This window comes from Butyricicoccus sp. AM05-1 (assembly GCF_003474415.1).
Classification (GTDB): Bacteria; Bacillota; Clostridia; order Oscillospirales; family Butyricicoccaceae; genus Agathobaculum; species Agathobaculum butyriciproducens.
On sequence record NZ_QUDG01000002.1, the window covers coordinates 142,395 to 163,683 of the forward strand.

14 protein-coding genes are annotated in these 21,289 nt (G+C 57.0%); all 14 read right to left on the bottom strand.

Annotated elements, in window-relative coordinates:
• Position 1: 1 nt before the first annotated feature.
• The 14 genes from panC to DW088_RS04735 all read right to left on the bottom strand — a co-directional run bounded on the left by panC (position 2) and on the right by DW088_RS04735 (position 21,161).
• Positions 2–850: a pantoate--beta-alanine ligase gene (gene panC / locus DW088_RS04670; protein WP_118359873.1), complete on the bottom strand. Its 849-nt coding sequence runs from the start codon at positions 848–850 to the stop codon at positions 2–4.
• 20 nt (positions 851–870) lie between these two features.
• Positions 871–1,716 carry a 3-methyl-2-oxobutanoate hydroxymethyltransferase gene (panB, locus tag DW088_RS04675; protein ID WP_117489630.1) on the bottom strand — a complete coding sequence of 282 codons (846 nt, stop codon included), beginning with the start codon at positions 1,714–1,716 and terminating at the stop codon, positions 871–873.
• Positions 1,713–2,579, bottom strand: coding sequence for a Rossmann-like and DUF2520 domain-containing protein (locus tag DW088_RS04680; RefSeq protein WP_158574611.1), 867 nt, complete (start codon positions 2,577–2,579; stop codon positions 1,713–1,715). Before DW088_RS04680 ends, panB begins: the two co-directional genes overlap by 4 nt.
• Positions 2,580–2,852: 273 nt before the next feature.
• Positions 2,853–4,535, bottom strand: a complete 1,683-nt coding sequence (locus tag DW088_RS04685; RefSeq protein WP_118359877.1) for a GspE/PulE family protein — start codon at positions 4,533–4,535, stop codon at positions 2,853–2,855.
• Positions 4,532–5,236, bottom strand: a complete 705-nt coding sequence (locus DW088_RS04690) for a hypothetical protein (RefSeq protein ID WP_118359879.1) — start codon at positions 5,234–5,236, stop codon at positions 4,532–4,534. Before DW088_RS04690 ends, DW088_RS04685 begins: the two co-directional genes overlap by 4 nt.
• The gene (gene pilM, locus DW088_RS04695) at positions 5,233–6,672 is read right to left on the bottom strand and encodes a type IV pilus biogenesis protein PilM (RefSeq protein ID WP_118359881.1); all 1,440 of its coding nucleotides are present in this window, start codon (positions 6,670–6,672) and stop codon (positions 5,233–5,235) included. The genes DW088_RS04690 and pilM overlap by 4 nt, the downstream gene beginning before the upstream one ends.
• Before the next feature lie 41 nt (positions 6,673–6,713).
• Positions 6,714–7,970: a type II secretion system F family protein gene (locus DW088_RS04700; RefSeq protein ID WP_118359883.1), complete on the bottom strand. Its 1,257-nt coding sequence runs from the start codon at positions 7,968–7,970 to the stop codon at positions 6,714–6,716.
• Between the two features lie 21 nt (positions 7,971–7,991).
• Positions 7,992–8,759 carry a prepilin peptidase gene (locus tag DW088_RS04705; protein ID WP_118359885.1) on the bottom strand — a complete coding sequence of 256 codons (768 nt, stop codon included), beginning with the start codon at positions 8,757–8,759 and terminating at the stop codon, positions 7,992–7,994.
• A gap of 146 nt (positions 8,760–8,905) precedes the next feature.
• The gene (locus DW088_RS04710; RefSeq protein ID WP_118359887.1) at positions 8,906–9,283 is read right to left on the bottom strand and encodes a hypothetical protein; all 378 of its coding nucleotides are present in this window, start codon (positions 9,281–9,283) and stop codon (positions 8,906–8,908) included.
• 78 nt (positions 9,284–9,361) lie between these two features.
• Positions 9,362–9,814, bottom strand: coding sequence for a prepilin-type N-terminal cleavage/methylation domain-containing protein (locus tag DW088_RS04715; RefSeq protein WP_118359889.1), 453 nt, complete (start codon positions 9,812–9,814; stop codon positions 9,362–9,364).
• Positions 9,815–9,900: 86 nt separating this feature from the next.
• Positions 9,901–10,596, bottom strand: a complete 696-nt coding sequence (locus DW088_RS16025) for a type IV pilus modification PilV family protein (RefSeq protein ID WP_199720408.1) — start codon at positions 10,594–10,596, stop codon at positions 9,901–9,903.
• A gap of 4 nt (positions 10,597–10,600) precedes the next feature.
• Positions 10,601–10,963: a type IV pilus modification PilV family protein gene (locus DW088_RS04725; RefSeq protein ID WP_118359891.1), complete on the bottom strand. Its 363-nt coding sequence runs from the start codon at positions 10,961–10,963 to the stop codon at positions 10,601–10,603.
• Positions 10,956–11,810, bottom strand: a complete 855-nt coding sequence (locus tag DW088_RS04730) for a hypothetical protein (RefSeq protein WP_118359893.1) — start codon at positions 11,808–11,810, stop codon at positions 10,956–10,958. Before DW088_RS04730 ends, DW088_RS04725 begins: the two co-directional genes overlap by 8 nt.
• Positions 11,811–11,831: 21 nt before the next feature.
• Positions 11,832–21,161 (bottom strand): prepilin-type N-terminal cleavage/methylation domain-containing protein, encoded by a 9,330-nt coding sequence (locus DW088_RS04735; protein WP_118359895.1) that lies wholly within the window; start codon positions 21,159–21,161, stop codon positions 11,832–11,834.
• Positions 21,162–21,289: the final 128 nt, after the last annotated feature.

Below are 21,289 nucleotides of genomic sequence, written 5' to 3' on the forward strand. Positions count from 1 at the left end.
CTTATCCCTCCACCGAAAAGTTGTCGATCAGGCGTGTTTTGCCGATATAGACCGCCATAGCGATCAGTTCGCCGCCGTTGATCTCATGCACCGGCAGCATGGTCAGGCCGTCCACTGCGGAAACGTAATCAATACGCGCCAGCGGCTCCTGCTCGATAAGCGCACGCATGGCATCCACGACCTTATCCGCGTTTTTCTCTCCGTTCTGCACCATCTCCTGACCGAGCTTTACAGCGCGCGACAGCACGAGCGCCGCCTTGCGCTCCTCTGCGCTCAGATAGGTATTGCGCGAGGACTTCGCCAGACCGTCCGCCTCACGGATGATCGGGCAGCCGACGATCTCAATGCCCATGGACAGGTCGAGCACCATGCGGCGGATGATCGCCAGCTGCTGTGCGTCCTTCTGACCGAAGAACGCCTTATCCGGCGTTACGATGTTGAACAGCTTGGAAACGACCGTGCACACGCCGCGGAAATGAATCGGACGGGTCTTGCCGCACAGCTGACGCGGCATTTCGGACTGCACCTCAACAAAGGTGGCAAAGCCGTCCGGATACATCTCGGACACCTCGGGATGGAACACCATGTCACAGCCGCACTCGGTCAGCAGCGCACAGTCGTACTCGAAATCACGCGGATAGGTCTCCAGATCCTCACCCGGACCGAACTGGGTCGGATTGAGGAACACGGACGCTACCGTGCGGTCGCACTGCTGCACGGACGTTTTGACCAGACTGGCGTGTCCTTCATGCAGATAGCCCATGGTCGGCACCAGACCGACGGTCAGACCCTGCTGTTTCCACTCGCGCACCTGTGCGCGTACTTCTGCGATGGTTGTTGCGATTTTCATTGTATATGCTCCTGTTTCTCTCAAAATTCAGCGTCGAGTTTGGCGAGATATTCATCACTGCAGTCAGACTTGACAAAGCTCTGCTTTTCGGTCGGGAACGTGCCGTTCTGCACCTCGTTCATGTAAGCGCGGAACGCGTCCACCATGCGCTCACCGATATTGTCGAACTGCTTGGCGAACTTGGGCGTAAAGTCCATATTCATGCCGAGCATATCCTGATAGACCAGTACCTGTCCGTCACAGCCTGCACCCGCACCGATGCCGATGGTCGGGATGGTCAGCTTTTTCGAGATGAGCGCCGCCAGCTTGGGCGGTACGCACTCGAGCACGACCGAAAATGCACCGGCCTCCTGTACGGTAAAGGCGTCCTCGAGCAGCCGCTTTGCCGCATCCTCGCCCTTGCCCTGCACCTTAAAGCCGCCGAACACGTTGACGCTCTGCGGCGTCATGCCGATATGTGCCTGCACTGGAATACCGGCGTCTGTAATCGCGCGAATCTGCTCGGCAACGGCTGCGCCGCCCTCCAGCTTGACCGCATGGCCACGCGCTTCCTTCATCAGCCGGCCTGCGTTGCGCACGGCTTCGGAAACCGACGCCTGATAGCTCATAAACGGCATATCCATGATGACCATAGTGTTCTCGCACGCGCGCACGACGCATGCACTGTGGTGGATCATGTCCTCCATCGTAACCGGCAGGGTCGTGTCATAGCCCATCATGGTCATGCCGAGCGAATCGCCCACCAGAATGGCGTTGATGCCCGCCTTTTCCACCAGCTTGGCGGTCGTGTAATCGTAGCTGGTAATCTCGGTGAGGCGTTCGCCGTTTTGCTTCATCGAGAGAAATGTGCTCACTGTGTTCTTCATTCTTTCTGCTCCTTTTCCCTGTTCAGCAGGGCGGCAAGCGTGCCGTAATCCTGCTCAGGATGTTTTTCCTGTGCCATTTTGACCTGTTCGAGTCCCAGCAGCGCATAAAGCTGCCGGTCGTCTCGTTCCGTCAGGCACGACAGATGCTTTTGCACGGTCTGCGTGTCGCCGCGCTCAATGGGTCCGGTCAGCGCTGAGACGGCACCGTGCTCGATTACATGCGCCAGATTGCTCCGCATGAGCGGCGCAAGCGCATGCAGTGCGTCCGTTTCGGAGAATCCGCAGCCGCTCAGCAGCTCTGCGCTGCGCTGCACGAGTGCACAGACAAAGTTGCTCGCCAGCGCACAGCTGAGGTGGTACTGCGCCTTGCTCTCCGGCGAAATGGTCTGCACCTGCAGCCCCAGTCCGCGCAGCAGCGGCACAAAGACCTCGACCGCCTGCGTGTCTCCCTCGACGCAAAAAAAAGCACCTGCCAGCTCCCGCCAGCAGTTATACTTGCTGCTGATCGGAAATAGCAGATGAATGGATATTGCATAGGCTCCCTGCGCATGAATACCGGGAAAGGCTTCCTCGGCTGTGCAGGCGCCGCTGCAATGACATATATACTTGTCCTGAATTTCAAATTCTGCGACCTGCCGATATACCTCGGTAATCGCATTATCCGGAACGGTGATGAAAATCGCGTCACTATCTTCGATGAGTTTGCCCAGGTCGGTATAGTGTCCGGAATTTGTAAATTCTGCGGCTTCTCTTGCGCTGTCGGAATTGCGGCTGTAATAGCCGGATATCCGCACGCCTTTTTCGGCAAGCAGTCTGCCGAAGGAAAAGCCGACTTTTCCTGCTCCAACAATGCCAATGTTCATGCTGTCACCCGCTTTCTGTGGTGTGACGCAACGTAAAATCACTGTCGGAAAAATTTGAAAAACATGTTGTGACAAGGTATAGCTTCCGCTCTGCAGAATGCCATCCATCAATGGGTATTATACCCGCTTGCGATAAGAATGTAAAGGAAAAGTTTTCGGCTTCGGGGAGCTAATCAACAGTGAACGCAAGTTCATTTATGCGAATTTCGTTCTGCAATTCTGCCCATAATCGTTAAAACCGCTCTGTATCAAAAGATACAGAGCGGTTTCCGGTTATGCGTAATACGCGATCCTGAGCAGCTCCTCCGGTGTAGTAACACCCTGTTTTACCAGCTCCAGACCCTTTTCCTTCAGGCTGCGCATGCCCTGCTGTTCCCGCGCGTAGGCCTCGATCTCCTCGGTTTCGGCGCCGCGGCTGATCATGCGGCGGATATTACGGTCGATCGTGACGATCTCATGCACAGCAATACGGCCGCGGTAGCCGGTGCCGTTGCAGTGGGTACAGCCTGTGCCGCGCTTGATGGTCGTGATATCCTTGCCGAGCAGCGCCTGCTCCTGCGGCGTAACTGCGACCTCTCTGCCGCAGTGCGGACACACCTTGCGCATCAGTCGCTGCGCGACCAGACCGACCAGCGAATTTGCGATCAGATAATGGTCGATGCCCATATCGGCCAGACGGACGATACTCGAAACCGCATCGTTGGTATGCAGTGTACTCAGCACCAGGTGACCGGTGATGGCGGCACGAACCGAAATACCGGCGGTTTCGCCGTCACGGGTCTCACCGACCATGATGATATCCGGGTCCTGACGCAGCAGCGCGCGCAGACCGGACTCAAACGTCAGTCCGGCAACCGGATTGACCTGCGTCTGGTTGATGCTCGGCACGTTCTTCTCCACCGGATCCTCAACCGTGGAGATATTCACCTGCCGGTGCGACAGATACTCGAGCACCATGTACAGCGTAGTGGACTTACCCGAGCCGGTAGGACCGGTGATATAAATAATACCGTTCGGTGAGTTGAGCATAGGCAGGAACCTTGCATAGCTTTCGTCATCCATGCCGAAGTGGCCGGCGTAATCGACCTGACCGGCCGTTGCCAGAATTCGCAGCACCGCCTTTTCTCCGAACACGGTCGGCAGCAGCGATACACGGATGTTGACGTACTCGCTCTGTCTCACACGGATACGGAAATGACCGTCCTGCGGCAGACGGCGCTCGGCAATATCGAGGTTCGCCATGATCTTGATTCGCGCGATCAGCGGCTGGTGCACACTGCGCTGCAGCGTTACATAATCGACGATCGTGCCGTCGATACGCATGCGCACGCGCGTGCTGCCCTCAAACGGCTCGATATGCACGTCGCTCGCGCCGGTGCTGATTGCACGGTCGAGCAGGCTGTTGAGCAGCTTGACGATCGGCGCTTCCGGATCACCGCTTTCGCTTTCTTCGACCTGCAGCATCTCCACATTACGCTCTGCAAAGTCCTCGTTGGCGGTCTGTGCCGCCTGCTGCGCGCCGACCTCGGCGTAATAGTAGCGAATCGCGCTCTGCAGCGGACCCATTTCACTCAGGCGGATGACCACCTGACAGCCGGTCAGCTGGCGCACTTCCTCAAAGGCAAAGTAGTTGAGCGGATCGTTCGTCACGACCTCGAGGCTCTTGTCCGCAAAGCCGACCGCAAGCAGGTTCTGCTTTTCCGCCAGCTCGCGCGGAATCATGCGGACAGCGGTCAGATCGACCTGCATCTGTCCGATGCTCACAATTTCCAGTCCCAGACGGGCAGCCAGCGCCTCGATCACCTGCGTCTCGGTGACAAAGCCCAGCTCGATCAGGATTTGACCGACTCGCTTTTCACGGTGCTCCTTCTGGTAGGCGAGCGCCTGCTCCATCTGCTCCTGCGTGATGTAATTGCGCTCCATCAGCACTTCGCCGATACGCAAATTGGTTTTCATGCGTCCGCCTCCTTGTCGCTGACACACATATAGATCTCCAGCGTGCCGGTGATCAGATTGGTGCTGACCGCCTGCGTGTTGTTCTCCACATAATCATAGTCTGCAATACTGAAATTGGTCACGCGCAGACCCTTGTACCTGTGCTCTACCTCATCGAGGAAGTTCAGCCACTGGGTTACGGCGCCCTGCGCCGAGATAGTCGCAGTGCCGATGTAAACGCAGTTGACCGGCTGCACCAGCGCTGCCGATGTATCGTCGGTCGAATCGGCGGATTCCGTATCGGATGAGGTGTCCGCACTGCCGTCCGTCTGCGCAGCTTCCTGCTCGGCGAGATATGCGCTGACCGCACCCGGAGCGGCCTCCGTCAGCGTCAGCGACTGCGGAAACAGTCCGTTCTCGAGCGCGATACCCGTGATGATATCGTCCATCTGACGGGTTTCCAGATCGCCCTTGTAGTATTTTTCGCTTGCCGTGTTCAGCGCGGCTTCATTCTGCGCGATAATATCGTCAATCGTCGCAAGTGCGGCAATCTGCGTCTGATATTCCTGCTGCTTCTGTTCGGCGGCATCATACTCGTTCTGCAGCGTTTCGTGATTTTTCATCGCAGGACGGATGAGATACATGCCGAAAATGACGATTATCGCCAGACATGCCACCAGCCGGAGCAGCTTTTTATCACGTTCGGTTACAACGATGTTCATTCGGCTGCCTCCTCTCCCAGCAGGATACAGTTCAGGCTGAGAACGTACACGCCGTCCTCATAGGTATAGCCGGTGTAGTCCACCTTGCGGAACAGGCCGGTTTTCTGCAGCTTGAGCACATAGCTCGGAATGTCGATAACGCTGCCGCTCTGTGCATCAAACTGCAGCGCGCCGGTAGCCGCATCGTAGCCGGTCAGCACCATGCTGACCTGAGCGCCGCCTGCCGCGCCGATTTTGCTCATCAGGGTGCTGTCCACCTGCGGATAGGTGGCAAGCGCGTCCGTCAGATTGCGCACCTGCTGCAGTCCCTGCACCAGATTGTCATTGCGCTGCTGCTTTTCGGCAGCCTCGTTGTACTGCTCGATCACAGTCGGATCGTTCAGCCAGTCGTTGATGTCGTCGGTTCTGTGGCTCAGGCTGCTGTTCATCCGCAGAAACACACACCAGACCGCAGCGCACACCACCAGACACACCGCAATCGGTGTGTAGAAGCTGTGCAGCAGGCCGGTCTGCCCTTTGCTGCCGCGGGACAAACGCCGATAGCTGCGGAGCAGATCCAGCTCCTTGTTTGCACGAAGCACGGTGCGAATCAAAGCCTCGGCACAGCCGAGCCAGTCGTTCAGCCGCTCGCCGTTCGGCAGGGCGCGGAACGCACGGCATTCGGGCAGACGGCTCACTTCCAGACCCAGACCGCGGATACCCGCCAGACACACCTCGAAATCATCATCCGAGCAGCCGGCGTAATACACATCGGTCAGCGTGCCGCCCGAGCGGCTTGCCGTGTGGAACTGCATCGTACCGGAGACATCCCTCGTCATCTCGGTGCCGAAATCCACCGTGCCTGGCTCACTGAAAATACGGTTGCGGCTGGAATAACGGTACTCTCCGTTCTCGACCAGCAGCGAAAGCACGCTGCTGCCCTCAAAGCACAGCCAGATACAGGTCTTGCCCTGCATGGGCTGCATGGCATGCAGGAGCTTGAGCCGTCCTGCCATGGTAACGGTAACGTTCTCCAGGCGCAGACCGAGCCGATCGGTCATTGCAAGGTATTCCTCCATCGTTTCCTTGCGGCAGGCAGCGCAGAACAGCTGCTGACGGCCTTCGGCATCTGTGCCGAGCGGCACATAATCCGCCGCCACAAGCTGATCCTCCCGCGGACGCATTTCGTGCCGCACAAGCTCCTCCAGCTTGTTTTCCGGCATGCTCGGTGCGGTGATTGTCTTGGTGGTAACCGCCTCATCCGGCAGGACGAGCGTGATGCCGCGGGTCGGCAGTCTGTGCTGCTGCCAGAGTGCGCCTATCGCCTTCTCCCAGTTTTCCATGCCGCCGCCGTGTGCGGGGGCACTGTAAAGCGCCTGCACGGAAGGCTGCGCGCCGGACTTGCCGACCGCGACAAGCACCTGCTCCTCCTGCAGCGCCAAAACGGTTGTGTTCATTCTCATTTCTCCCCTTTTGTGAGGTTTACACGTTTCCGAGGTTATACGTTCCCCGAACTCTCAATCGCACTGTACGAGCCGATGATCGGCGACATGACCGCGATAATGATAAAGCCGACCACGAACGCCATCAGCACGATCAGCATCGGCTCCAGAATGGTCATCATGCGCTTGCTCGCCTGCTGTGCATCGTATTCCATCGAATCCGCGATGGAATCCAGCATAGAGTCCAGTCGTCCGGTCTCCTCGCCAACTGCGATGCTGCTGCACAGCTTGCGCTGAAAGCCATCTACCGTCTCGAGGGCGGCGGACAGGCTGACGCCCGAACGCACCTGCACGAGCACATCATCGAACTGTGAAACGATGTAGGCGTTGCCGATGGTATCACGGGCGGTCTGCAGTGCAGTGACGATCGGCAGACCGCTCGAGTACAGGCTGCTGATGGTCCGCGCGAACCGCGCCGTGCAGATAACCTGATTGAGCGGACCGAAAACCGGCATTTTAAGCTTTCGCCGGTCCATTTCCAGCCGGACGGCCGGAATGCGCAGCAGCGAGCGGATAACCATGACCACTGCCGCGACACCCAGTATTATCAGATACCATTTGGTAACCATAAAACCGGAAAACGCCATCAGCGCCAGCGTAACGCCCGGCAGCGAATCCATTGTGGAGAACAGATCGCTGAACTGCGGCAGCACGAAGGTTACGATAACGATAACGACCGCGACCGCCAGAATCGCAAGGATCATCGGGTACATGAGCGCCGACTTGACCTGCTGATTCATCTGGTGTGCCTTCTCGTAGTGGAGGGCGAGCCGCTCCGCGACCTGATCTATCTTGCCGCTGCCCTCGCCTGCGCGGATCATGCCGAGCATGAGCGTCGGGAACACCTGCTGCGCCTCGAGTGCGGCGGACAGGCTGGAGCCCTTCCGCACCTCACCCAGCACATTCTCGTAAATGCGGCGCAGACCCGCGCTGATGCCCTCATCCTGCGAGATGATAGTCAGCGCGCGCACCAGACTGACACCCGAAGCCAGCAGCGTGGACAACTGACGGCACAGGTCGCTCAGCTCCTGCGGACGCAGCGTGCGCGGCTTGCGGCTGGCACCGCGGCGGGTCGCACTCTGCAGATACAGCCCCTGAGCGAGTAATTGGGTATACAACGTGTCATAGTCCGCAGCCTCCATTGCGCCGCGGACTATCTTTCCGTCTATGTCCTTTGCCGTGTAGCGGAACAGCGTGTGACCGCTGTTCGGTTTGACCGTGACGGTCAGCCTGCGGTTGTTGGATGCAGCCATGCTGACCCTCCTCTCCATTCATTACAATAATCCCATATACCAATCCGCGATCGTTTCTCCGAAAAACATGGCGATCGCAATGCCGATGCACAAAAACGGACCGAATGCGAACTGGCTTTTCCGGTTTGCCTTCTTTTGGGCGAGCAGCAGCGCGCCGAAGCCGCCGCCGAGCAGAATGCCGATGAACGCGGCAACGACCGTCAGCTTTGCGCCGAGAAAAAAGCCCGCGCCGAACATCAGCTTGATATCACCGCCGCCAAAGCCGCCGGGCACGATGAGCGCCAGAAGCAGCATCGGCACGCTGACGATCACGCAGCCGATCAGCCGCGATTTTATCCCCAGGCTGGGGATAAGTATGTGCGCAGCGATGCCGCAGACAAACAGCAGCACCGGAAACCGATCGTAGATTTCAAGCGTGTCCATGTCCATGAGCGCCACGACCGTCAGAATACCGAGCACGGCGAACGCCAGCGCCGCCTGTGCGGTCTCGCCGCCGAAGGCGTATGCACAGGCACAGGAGCACAAGCCGCCGAGCACCTCGATCCAGAAATCCCTTGCGGGGATTTTTGCACCGCAGCCGCGGCATTTGCCGCCCTGCAGGAGAAAGCTCAGGCACGGGATCAGCTCCGCCGCCGACAGCGTGCGCCCGCACGCCGGACAGTGACTGCGTCCCTTCACCACGCTCTCTCTGCGCGGCAGGCGCCATACCACCACTCCGAGAAAGCTGAATACGCACGCGCCCAATGCAAACCGTAACAGCCATAATACAGCATAGGCAATGTAAAGCATTGGTTTCCTCCTCGTTTGGGTTGGTTTGAAATGATTTTTACAATTAGAATCTACCATGCAGAAAACCGCATGGCAGGTCACAGCCTCTTAACAGTTAAGGGGCTGTGACCCGCCATACCGTCCGACGGCGAACGCGCACCGTGCGTTCACTGTGCTGCGGCGGCATGAATCAGGTCAACACCGACGGACACGTTCCAAGTGACCGGATCGGCGGTGTAGGTTACGGTGAAATCCCCTTCGGTGTAGATCATCTGCTGTACGGTATAGCCGTTTTCGTCGGTCTGCAGCACCCAGAAATCACCGGGCACCTTGCAGGCTGTCAGCACCTCGTTGTAAACCGCCTCCGAGACTCCGCCCTCATGGGCGGAGTCCGTGAAGGGACGGTTTTCGCCGTAGGCCCCGATCGAGGCGGCGTATAGCGCCATACGCACCGTTTTTGCATTGCCGAGCGCCACATGCGCGTCTGCCCGATAGAGCAGACCGAGCACGCTGCCCGCCGCCGCGATCACAGCCAGAAGGATCACACACCACCGTCAGCCACCAGCTTACCGCGCCGTATTTGATCGGCGCAGTCGGTCCGTGGCGTTCGGTGCGGTTAGGCATTACTTATCAACTTCATAGCTGCCCTGATTCTTATCAGAAGCCTTGAAGGTGCATTTCTTGCCGTTTTTGGTATATTCTACCTGCGTAATCTTATTCGGGACATCGCCAATCTTACCTACGGTTACAGAGTTGATCGTACCCTTTACCTCTGCCAGCTTAGCAACATCATCAATTTTTACAGTATCACTATCGGTCTTACCTACGGTGATAGTAGCACCAACATCCTTCGTACCATATGCTTCGTCAACCAAAGTCTGAGCAGCCATTACTACCTGACGAGTCTCAGCAATAATCTGCTTCTGCTTCGCCTTATCAATATAACCAGTCAGCGCCGGAATCAGCAGTGCTGCCAGAATCGCCAGAATAACCAGAACCACGATCAGCTCTACCAGCGTAAAGCCGCCCTTCTTGCTGCGGCGCTTCTGCTGCAGCGCGATCATTTTTTCCATCATGATCTTATTCCTCCAATTTTATTTTTGTTTTTCTATTTCTGTAAACCGCGGCGGTGCTCCGCAGAGTTACACATATTGTATTGCCGTTATGCCGGCTTTTTCGTTGCCGTTACCTCGGTTTTCACCGAAATATCGTACCGCAGGTCGATAATGAGCGAATCCGAATAGATTTTATCGGTCAAATCCTTATCGCGGTAAATTGTCACGGTGGCGGTAACGGTGTGCTTTGCTTCGTCGATTTTGAAATGCAGTCCGGCGCGCAGCCCCATATAAAAGCCCTCTGCGTAGGTTTTCGTCATGGCTCGGGCAATGGGATTGCCGTCCGCATCCTGACTGTAGCCATCTTTATAATAACGCTCGACAAGATAACCCTTTTCCACCCGGGGCTGCTCGCCGGAGTCCTTATCGGCAATCACGATTTTGGTTGGTCCGCAGCCGTCTGCCGTCAGCAGTTCCGCCGCGTTATATCCCTGTTCGGTCTCATAGCCAAACTCGATCGCCGAGCCTTCGGACGAACCGGTTTTATTCGTTACGTCCGTACCGTTATCGTAGCATTTGATGTAATCCGTGGCGGTCTCCACCTTGCTGCGCACGGTTTCGAGCAGATCGTCCGCGATCAGCTCGGCGCTGTTCAGCTCCTGCGTGCGGCGCGATACCTCGGCCGCCGGTCGCAGCGACGCACTGAATACGCCGATGACCAGACACAGCAGTCCGGCGCCGACCACCAGCTCCACCAGTGTCATGCCTTCCCGGCCGCGCAGGATTGAGCGAATGCGTTTCATGCCGTCACTCTCCCTTCGCAAACCGGTAGAAGGGCACGGTTTTGCCGTCCTCGGTTTTGGCGTTTACGGTCTGCTTTTTTACCTTTACGCGGAAGGCGTCAATATCGGTATCTTCGCCGTTCGACGTCGTTACCTTAAAATCGTATGCGGCAGCTTCGCCGTCCGCGACTTCTGCATTCCCGCGCACGCTTTCCTGCAGTTCGGTCGCGTCCCTGCGGAGCTGCTCCGACTTGCGCTGCGCATTTGAGGCAAAGCCGACTGCGCCGTTCAGCGCGCCCAGCAGCAGCATGAACACCACCGTGGAAACCAGAATTTCCACCATGGATTCGCCCCGGCGGTCGCGCAGCACGCGAATCAGTCTATTCATCGGCTGCACCTCCGGTCGCCTGGGCTGCCGGCTTGTGGATGGGTTCGTATCGGCTGTACGTTGGATTGTTGATATCATAGGTGTAGCTGATCTCCACATGCTCCGTGCGGGCATCCTTGCCCTCGCCAATGACCTTGGGTTCTACCGGCTCCTCGCCGTTGGCACTTCGGCAAAAGCGGCCGTTTACCCAGTAGACCGGGAACTGTCCGCTGACACCGTCTTCCCCTTCCCATGTGTAGATCGGCTGAAAACTATCCTTTCGGCGGTATTCTGTGGTGTACATGTAGCTGTCCGCTCCCTTTTCCGCCTTGACGCCTACCCAAACCTGATGTCTGTTAAAGGTTGTCTGCTCTGCCTTTTCGGTGCCTTTGTCACGAGCATCGTATGCAAAGGTATCGCCTGTGATCGGGTCCTGCGCATCGGTAACATCACGGAGCAAAATCGTAATCCTGCCGTAGTTATCCTCGGTCGAACCCGCATTATAGCAGGCAGTGGTTTCATCCGAACGGTCCGGATCGTAAATACCCAATCCCGTATCTTCCGCTAAAATGTTGTTCACTTCACGGTAGAAACAGCCTTCCGGCGCAAAATTGGTATCTAATTCCGGTTTTATTGTTTTGTATTCCTGCAGTTCGCTGTCCAGCACCTGTGCAAAGGACTGCGCCAGCTGATAACAGCGTTCCCTGCCGATCTTGCGGTTGGCCCGCGAGAGCAGCATGGAGGAGGAATACACGATACTGAGCGAAAGTCCGATCAGGACGGCGACAGCACAAAGTGCTACGATCAGCGAAACACCGCTTCGCCTGCTGCGCCGCAGGGTGTTCCATCCCTGACGTATCCGCTTCATGTCTGCCGCCTCCCTTCACAACTAAAATCTGCGCTCAGCAGGGTCGGATTCCGTATAACGGTCGCTCTTGCTGTCCGCAATGACAGTTACCCTGCTGATCTGTATACCATTCGTCAGCTGCAGGGTCTGATTCTCGTGCGTTACCACGGAGAAAATGTTAGGCAGCTTCAAGGTAAATGTGCCGTCCTTCAGCTGCAGCATGGTATCCGGCTGATAGCTGTAATAACGAATGCTGCCATTGGTAAGGCTGTATCTGCCGTTGACCGCACTGCCCTGTTTTACAGTATACCAGTCATCCCCTGCAACTGCAAACGTATTTTGACCATTTATGATAATCTCCGGCAGGTTCCCGCTCATATCGACGGTAACCGTCGTGGAATTATCGTCCTTATCGGTCAATTCAATCCGATACAGGTCAGCGTCTGCCACCTCGTCCCACGAGAGCGCGGTAAGCTGTGCATCCCACTCTGCCGTGTTGATAAGACGATTCATCGGGCCATAGCTGACCGCAAGCGTCTCATTCACGTTTGCCAGCGACGCGCTCGGCGCTTCCAGCTTCACACGCGGGAATACCACATCGCCGCTCGATACCCAGACCGAGCTTACCTGTCCCGCCGACTGCGAAATACGAGCCTCAAACCGTACAGAACAGCCTGCGTATTTCGTATCCAGATCGGTCAGGCTGCAGACGTAGCTGTCGCCGCTTTCGCTCATTGCAGAAACGGGGTAAGTCACCGTTGTGCCGTCCGTCCCGGTGATTTTTGCCCGCAGCAGATAGGTGCTGCCGCCGGGCGGTACACTGGCTTTATCCTCCGGCGTAACGGTGACCTGCAGGCCGCCGCTTCGGAAGCCGGCCGCCGGAATTGGGTTGTTTGCTGCCGCATTCCAGTTGTACGACCACTTGACGCTCGGCGTATCCAGACGCATCGGCACGGTCATCGTGTACACGATACCGTTCGGGCTGTCCGCGTAGCCGGAATCATCAGCAGCCACCGCCACCAGATAGAGGTCGATGGTCTTGCCGGCGTAATCCTCCAGACTGCGGCTTACCGAGCAGGTGCCGCCCCTGACGGGCACAAGCGCACCCAGGGCAGCGGCCGTTTCGCCCTCCGGTTGCACATAAATCTGATAGCCTGCACAGCCGTTTTCGCTGCCGATGGCACTCCAACCGATGGTGTATTCCAGCTCGTTGGTATCCGGGTTGGTTACCGACGGCTGTCCCGGACGCTCAAGGCGCTGCTTGACAGCGTACTTCTTCGTCGTACTCAGGCCAACCTCGCCGTATGCCTGTCCCAGACGGGTAACGGTCAGCTCAACCTCGGCATACTGCCAGTCGTCCGCGCTGATGGTGAACGATTGGGAAGTATTCGGATTCTCCTGCGTACCGTAAACCTCGTTGACCGGAATGCCGATTCTTGCGCCTGCCGCGGTAATACCGGTCAGCTTGACGCTGTAGTGCGGCACTGCGGTCCCCTGCCCGGGCTGCGTCCACGAGAACCGGTAGCTGATACTGCCGTTATCTTCCTGCATCAGTACAGGGTCGTTCAGCTCCGGCGCCGTCAGCGGCTTGATGTTCAGCGCCGCGGTTCTAATGTAATTTGCAAAGTCATTCGCGTGGCCAAGGACATGACTGTAAATGATCTTGTCCTGCTGCTGAACGCCCTCTGCGCTGTAAGTCCGCAGCGTAACAGACGCATCGCCGGTCTGCCGGGTATCACCATAGGTGTAAACCGGTCCCAGACCGGAGGCGGCATACCATGCACGCACCCGACGATTTGTGACATTCTCCGCGAAATACTCCTTCGGCAGGTTGCGGAAGTTTGCCGTAACCGTGTTGCCCGCCGAGGTCAGCACATCCTCATACGCAAAAACATACTCATTTGTGCCAACCGTGCCGAGCACCTCGATACGGTAAATCGGCGGTGTTTCCATCTGCGGCTCGTTGACCGTCAGTGCAGCCGTGACCGTGCAATCATCCACCGTACTGCCCGAGTACGATACCGACAGCTTGTTGATGCTGCCGTCCGGCTTGTACCTCGGCGTGTCGGTCGGGATGGTATCCGTCACGGAGGCCGGCTGAATGCCGTTCGTAATGCCTGCCGCTGCCGTGACGATCAGCTCCTTCAAATCATCGCCGTTGATCTCGGCGGTATGGTTGTTCTGATCAATGGTCACGGTCTGCGAGCCAAGCCTGAAGGTGACTTTCCAGTTGCTGAAGACCGCATAATCCGCAAGGTTTTTCAGCGAGATCTGGTATTTTGCGCCATTGTTCCAATGGCTCACCAGTCGGATATTGACATCCGGTGTCGGCAGCACCGACACATCCTGCGTCGCCGCAGTTTTCCATGCAGAAGGCGCGGTATCCTCAAACAGACTGACAGCACGAACCGACAATGTAATGGTCTTGCCTGCTGTGTCTGTCGCAAGGCTTGCCGGCAGCTGGAATGTGCCGGTGGTGATGCCGGAGCCGTACGCCTGCGTGCCGTTCAGCTTCGGGTCCCACTGTCCCTGTCCCTTTCGGTTCGGGATAAAGCGCAGATTGGACATTACTTCCTTGTCATCAACGAGCACTGTACCCTCGTAGTACAGAGGACGGTCCGTATCCTCGATGGATACATCGAAACTGCCGTCTGTCTGCTGTTTCAAATCAACCGTGAACGAGGTATCCAGCTTTTTGCTGTTTTGGCCGTGCTCCATGTCGCGATAGTTCTCTCGAGCATACTCATCAAACAGCTTTCGCTCTGTGTTGAACACCGTATTCTTTTGATACAGCAGCGGGCGCAGCCACGAAGCACCGTGTCCATTCGTCTGTGCAATCTCTCTATATGTTGGTGTATCCGGCATGGTGAACAAAATCCGTCCCGTAATTTGGTCAGAACCATTGATATTCGTACGGATAATGCCATGCTCATCGATCGTAGAGTTTGCCGTTGTTACATTGTAATACATCCGGTTGTCTGTATAGTCGATCACGCCAAGCTGCGGACCGGCAATGGCGGCAAAGCTCTTATTCGCCCATTTTCCGTCACTGCCTGCCCAGTATCCATAGGCAACCATGCGGGAAAATCCCTTTCGTGATTCATTGCGCGTATTACTGCTGTCAAAGATTCGTCCGGCAGTGTTCGTCAAGCCCCATGTATCAAAGAAATAATAATTGTTTCCCACCTTATCGCCGCTCAGGGAACTGCTCAGGCTGGCGTTATTCAGCGATACGATGCCTGTACTGGTACCCGCATCCGAACCGATGACCGAGTAACAGTTCTGGATATAAGTATTATCCTGCGCCACAGTGCCGTCCTTATACCGGTCGCCAAAGATGCCGGCGATATAATTGTTGCCGCCGACCAGTGTTTCCGCATAGTTGCGGCAGCGGTCGATATTCAGCACGATATTTGCGGTCGAAGTGCCGATCGGACCGCCGTTCTTGCTGCTTGCCGTATCTGTTGAGAAGTAACCCACGATACCGGAGGCCATGGAGGATGAATAGATCTTAACGCCCGGCGCATTGACACAATCCGAAACGTTAATGGTGAACTTCTGTGCAGCATTTATATCATACGTCGTATAAACCGTAACGTTGCCAAGGATGCCCGCACTGTCGTTCGCGCAGTCCTTGACCTTCCTGCTGTTCTCCCAATGATAATAGCTTGCACCATCCCGGCCAAAAACGCTGCCGTGATTCTGACAGCTGATGATATTGAAATCCTGACCGGAGGCCGCATGATACAGCTGTGCCACGATACCGCCGGATGCACCGACCCAGCCGGTTTCATACGTCGTCTGCAAATTGCCGTAATTGTAGCAATCCTCAACCGTGCCGCCGTTATTCGTCCACTGGCCGACAATGCCGCCCGAGTAGTGCGACAGATAGCCGTACACCGTGCCATAATTGATGCAATTCTCGATCGTCCAGTCGGTTGTGGTCTGGTTGGTCTGTGTGCCGATGATACCGCCTGCAAATCGGCTGGTCGCGCCGTTTGCCAGCTGGCGGCCGACAAACGCCTGATTGAGCAGATAGGACAGGTCCTTTTCGCTCTCGTTCATGCCGACAATACCGCCGGTGCCGACACCGATGCCGTCCGACTTGTTGACCAGCAGCCAGCTGCCGCTGACGCAGCGATTCAGCTCACCGGTCGGCGCATTGTAGCCCGCCACGCCGCCAAGGTTGCCGTTGCTCGATACGATGATCTGCATGGTGCGGTCTGCCGCTACGCTCTTGCTGCCGCCGTTGTAGGACAGCTTTTCCACATCCGTCCGGTCCGCCCACTTTACCCAGGTGGAATCCGCAGACAGCTTCTGTGCCTCGGCATTGGACAGCAGGTCGCTCACCTTGCTGACATTTTCCATCAAGGTTTCGGTACTCTTATCGCCGGACATGGTGATCGTGCCCTTGTTATAGCCGGTCACACCGCCGACCATGCCGTTTTTGACCGTGATCGTGCCGGTTCCGGTATTGTCTATGTAGCACCGCTCGATGATGCCGGTCGTATCATTCTTGCCTGCAATGCCGCCGATATGCGAGGACAGGCGTTCCTTCTCTGCCGCCGAACTGGTGGAGGTTGCGGTATACACACCGTCCGCCGTCAGTGTCAGCCTGGAAACGGTGCTGCCCTGCAGCAGACCGCCGTTCAGTCCGGCAATGCCGCCGTAGCAGTTGCCGACCGCGCTCTTTCCTTCGTCGATCGTGCCGGAATACGTGCATTCGGTTACCTTGCCGCTTGCATTATTCTGACCGACTACACCGCCGAGATAGGTATACTTCGTGAATTTCTCGAAATCCGAGGTGACCTTCACCTTGCTGACCGTACCGCCCGCTCGATTGATGCCGACTGCACCGCCGACCTGCAGCGTACTTGCGGAAACGCTGTATGTCGGCTGCTGCGAAACCTCGGTTGCAGTGACCGTACCGCTGTTGTCTCCGACAACAGCACCCAGAATGAATGCACTGCCGGAAATCGTGATATGATCGCCGAGTGTCGCTCCCTGAACCGTACCGCCCTTATGGTTTACCGCACAGATCGCGCCTGCCGCAGTCTTGTTGCGGGTGATGAGCGTTACCCTGTTGTCCGTGCCGACGCTGCAGCGCCTGATCGTACCGTAGTTTTCGCTGGCAACGCCGCCTGCATAGCCGTCGTTACTGGTGACGCTGCCGTTGCCGATACAGCTCTCGACCGTGCTGCCCGCGCTGTTCATGCCGACAATGCCACCTGCCGCACCGACATTTGCGGTCACCTGACCGAGATTCTTCGCGTACCGCAGAACAGCCTTTGTGCCCTCCTGCGCGCCGACAACGCCGCCTGCACTGCCCGCCGCTGCGCGGACCTCTGCCGCCTGATTGGTCAGGCAGTTGATGCTCGTGCCGCCGAGTGTACCGCGGTTAATGCCGGCAATACCGCCGACCATACTGCTGCCGCGCACGGTCAGCCTGTTATCCGCGGCAATGACATCGCCCTGCATGCTGCCGCTTGCCGGACTGAGCGTGCCGGTTGCGGTATTCACGCCGATCACGCCGCCGACACCGCTGCCGCTGCCGTTGACACGGCGCTTTCCTGCCGGTGTGCACGAAAGCACGATCGCACCGCCGTTTTCGCCCGCAATACCGCCGACACGGCCTGCACCGCTGACATTGGCACTGCTGGTATTGTTCTGTATCCTGCCGCCGCTGAGATTATAGCCGACGATGCCGCCGACCGTATTCCGTCCGGTGACGGTGCAGTTTTTCTCGGTCGTGCAGTTTTCAATCGTGCCCGCCGTCCTGCCGCCGACGTTCAGACCCGCGATACCGCCGATATAATCCTGCGTTGCGCTGCCCATGCTGCCGGAGAGCGTGCAGTCGCGGATGATGCCCTCGTTCAGACCGACCACGCCGCCCATGGCATTCAGACCGTTCATCGTGCCCTTGCTGGCACAGTGGTCTATCACCTGATTCTCACCGTTGACGCCGATCACACCGCCGATGACGGAAACACGCAGTTCGCTGCTGCCCAGCTCATCGGAGAGTGCCTTCGCGGCATCCGTGTACTTCTGCGCCTGCAGATAGGATACCATATCCACACCGGTTTTCAGCTTGCTGTCCGGGAAGGTGTCCTCTGCCGGACGGTCAAAGCCGCCTGCGTTCAGGCAGTGCTCCACCTTCATCCGGGTCTGCGGCTCACAGCTGCCGATAATGCCGCCTGCATACGCATACGCGCGGATGGTCATGTTGTTGGAAACTGCAGACAGTCTGCCTGCACTGTTGCCGTCCGCTGTGATGATGATGGTATGCGTATTGGTAGATGCCTTGACCGTTCCCGGCACATTGCTGTTGTTTGCCGCGATGCCCGGCAGAAGCGCATACAGCGTTCCGCCTGCCCGGTCTTTCTCCGTGTAGGTGCGCTGATAGCCGATCAGACCGCCGCAGAATGCCTCTGCAGTAACCGTGCCAAGGCTGTTATCGACCTTGAGACCGCTGACCGTGACATCCTCTCCCGGGTTGACCACATTTGCACCGATCGCACCGCCGACATAGTACCGTCCCTGCACACTGCTCGGCTTGATGGTCAGCTTCTTCTCGAGCAGCTCCGTCGAAGCATTCAGACCGACCAGACCGCCGACACAATCTCCGGTTGCGGCAACACGGCCACCGATGAGCGTGTAATTGATGTCAATCGTGCCGTCTGTGTCGTTATAGCCGACCAGACCGCCGACATAGTGCCTGCCGACAACGATACCCGCCACACTCCGGTTGGAGACTGCGTTATCCTTGTCGCTGAAGGTGATCGTGCCGCTGTTGTAGCCGGTCAGACCGCCCGCATAGCTGCCGACAGCTCCCCAGTCCGTGACACGCCTGTAGATCGCATTATTGGTGTCCGAAACATAGCTTGCACAGTTTATGATGGCCGCATTGTTCTCATTTGCACCGCAAATACCGCCGATAAATACATTGTATCCTGCAACGACACCTGTGTTGACGCAGTTTTTGATCGTCGAACCGCCTTTATTCTCACCGATGATGCCGCCGACATACGAATTGCCGATGACATAGCTTGCGTTAACGGTTGTTCTGGTGCCGTTTTCACTGAGCAGTGCCGTCTGCGTATCAGACTGATTCAGCGCACCGATGATGCCGCCGACATACTCGCTGCCGAGAACGTAGCCGTTTGCCTCGGTCTCGCAGTCATACAGCACACTTTGTTCGCCGTAGCCGACAATGCCGCCGACATATCTGCCGCGCAGCTTGTCTCTATCCTCCTGCTTATAGGTGTAGCCGTCCGCATATCCGGCACGGCTCCTGCATTCGGAAAGAGACGCGTTATGCGCGTAACCGACAATGCCGCCGATATAATGTCCTGCCAGCGAATGATCATCTGCGGCTGTGCTGCTGAGAATCAGGCCCTCATTTTTGCAGTCAGACATATCTTTTCCCGTGGCCTGATCCTTGCCGGAAAAATAGCCTGCAATGCCGCCAACCGAGCGATTGCCCGTTACAGCCGCGCTGTTGGTCAGGGTCTTGACTGCGGCACCGTTTGTTGTCAGGCTGCCCGCAATACCGCCGATACCGCGCGCAGTACCGCCGGTCGGCAGCGTACCGGTTACGATACCCGATGCAGACAGCTTGATTACTGACTTAGAATCGCTGACTTCAATCACACCGGCCACACCGCCGATGCCCTGCGCCTGTGCCGAGGTCAGCGCAGCTTCCACCTCGGCTTCGGTGCCGTCCACGGTATCGCCCTTCAAAGAGCCGTTGCTGTAACCGCAGACTGCGCCGACACCCTTGAGCCTGTCCGATGCAATCTTCACCTGCGGATTGAGCAGGCGCAGGTCACGGATTGTGCCTGCGTTTTTTTGAAACAGACCAAGATACTCTGCGTCATCGGCAATTGAGGTCTCATCCAGCTTGAGATTACTGATGGCATTCCCGCCGGTAAACACACCGGCAATGCGGTTCAGCAGACCGCCTGTGCCATCCAGTGTCTGATTGCTGCGCAGCGCAGGGATGCTCGGGAAGCCGATATCCTTGCCGGTGGAGACCGAAAGTGCTCCGCGGGCTGCCGTACCGTAAACCTTTACACTGTCGCTCGTCCAGTCCAGCGAACGCGCGGTAACGGCAAATGCCGCCGCCGTATCCATATAACGGATATTGGACAGATGACGGAAGGTTTCGATCTCGCACCGACCGTTATCCGACCGGGTGCCGTCACCGAAAAGCGTGTTCGCCTTATTGGATTCGATAGCGTCACTCTTTTGATACTCCTCACCGCGGGTGTTTTCTGCATTCGGGTCCGGAAATACCTGCACGGCTGCGTAAACATTCAGCGGGGCTTCCAACTTGCCGCCGAAGCGCGTGATGCTGGTATCGCTGCTCTGCCGGAAGGCTGCTTTGTTATCAGCGGACAGCTTATCCAGCTGGTCGTACAGCTTCGCATTCATCATACCGTCCAGCACAAGTGTTGCCCGCTTGTTGGTACGGTCGTATTCCACAGGGAAGGTATAATCCTTCGTCGCGTTGTCCTCGGTCGTAACCGCAACCGACTGCGAACCCGTTTTCAAATTCCTGCCCGGAATATTGATCGACAGGAGCTGCGCTTTATCCTCACTGCTGTACAGCTTGACCTCGTAATAAACCTTATCCAGATCCTGATCCTTCACATTGCTCGACCAGTTCAGCGACAGAGTTTCACCGTTTACCAGATTGATCGAGGTGATCTTCAGCTTAGTCGCATCCAGACTGACAGCATTGACTGCATCCTGAACCGAGTAATAGCCCAGCCGTTCTTCCCGACGCGTATCGCGGCCGCGCTTGCTGTAATCAATATCCAGCCAGCTGCCGGACATATCCGCCGGTTTGCTGTCCTCATTCGATCCGTAGTACAGTCCCTTGCAGTTTGTGCCGTAGAAAACCGAATAAACCTGACCGCTTTCCACGTCGATTTCGATGCAGATTGCAGCATTCAGCACACTTTTATCGTAGGTATCCTGCGAAAGAAGCGCACCAACGAGCGCACCGTCACCCGACAGCTCACCTTCTGCGTATTCGCCTGCGTCCAGACGAATGCCGTAAATACGACCGACCAGCTTTTTCCGGTCCTCGTCCGACTCATCAAACGACTGATTCAGCACGCCTTCCTTCTTCACCCTACTGCAGAACGACTCCCATTCGCCGCCGGTACGAAGGTAGGTCAGCTCGGATTCTGCCGACAGATACATGGTCTTAGCGTACGATTCATTCTTTCGGAACTGTGACAGATGGATATACCCCAGAAGGCTCGGTACAGCGATGGCAAACAGAATGCTCAGAATGACCAGTGCAACTACCAGCTCTACGAGGGTAAAGCCGCCTTTTCCGCACTTTTTGCGCTGCTGTGTCATATTCGCTGCCTCCTTCCCTTCGGATATAGGATAAATGGGTATACTACCCCAATTTAGTCATTTTATATTTTACCAACTCCTACGTTTTCTGTCAAGTATCGACACCGTTCAGCTGCAATCCCCCACTG

Excerpts from the sequence above, each read along its gene's own strand:
- panC (WP_118359873.1), bottom strand. The coding sequence starts at position 850 with ATGAAAATCGCAACAACCATCGCAGAAGTACGCGCACAGGTGCGCGAG.
- panB (WP_117489630.1), bottom strand. The coding sequence starts at position 1,716 with ATGAAGAACACAGTGAGCACATTTCTCTCGATGAAGCAAAACGGCGAA.
- DW088_RS04680 (WP_158574611.1), bottom strand. The coding sequence starts at position 2,579 with ATGAACATTGGCATTGTTGGAGCAGGAAAAGTCGGCTTTTCCTTCGGC.
- DW088_RS04685 (WP_118359877.1), bottom strand. The coding sequence starts at position 4,535 with ATGAAAACCAATTTGCGTATCGGCGAAGTGCTGATGGAGCGCAATTAC.
- DW088_RS04690 (WP_118359879.1), bottom strand. The coding sequence starts at position 5,236 with ATGAACATCGTTGTAACCGAACGTGATAAAAAGCTGCTCCGGCTGGTG.
- pilM (WP_118359881.1), bottom strand. The coding sequence starts at position 6,672 with ATGAACACAACCGTTTTGGCGCTGCAGGAGGAGCAGGTGCTTGTCGCG.
- DW088_RS04700 (WP_118359883.1), bottom strand. The coding sequence starts at position 7,970 with ATGGCTGCATCCAACAACCGCAGGCTGACCGTCACGGTCAAACCGAAC.
- DW088_RS04705 (WP_118359885.1), bottom strand. The coding sequence starts at position 8,759 with ATGCTTTACATTGCCTATGCTGTATTATGGCTGTTACGGTTTGCATTG.
- DW088_RS04715 (WP_118359889.1), bottom strand. The coding sequence starts at position 9,814 with ATGATGGAAAAAATGATCGCGCTGCAGCAGAAGCGCCGCAGCAAGAAG.
- DW088_RS16025 (WP_199720408.1), bottom strand. The coding sequence starts at position 10,596 with ATGAAACGCATTCGCTCAATCCTGCGCGGCCGGGAAGGCATGACACTG.
- DW088_RS04725 (WP_118359891.1), bottom strand. The coding sequence starts at position 10,963 with ATGAATAGACTGATTCGCGTGCTGCGCGACCGCCGGGGCGAATCCATG.
- DW088_RS04730 (WP_118359893.1), bottom strand. The coding sequence starts at position 11,810 with ATGAAGCGGATACGTCAGGGATGGAACACCCTGCGGCGCAGCAGGCGA.
- DW088_RS04735 (WP_118359895.1), bottom strand. The coding sequence starts at position 21,161 with ATGACACAGCAGCGCAAAAAGTGCGGAAAAGGCGGCTTTACCCTCGTA.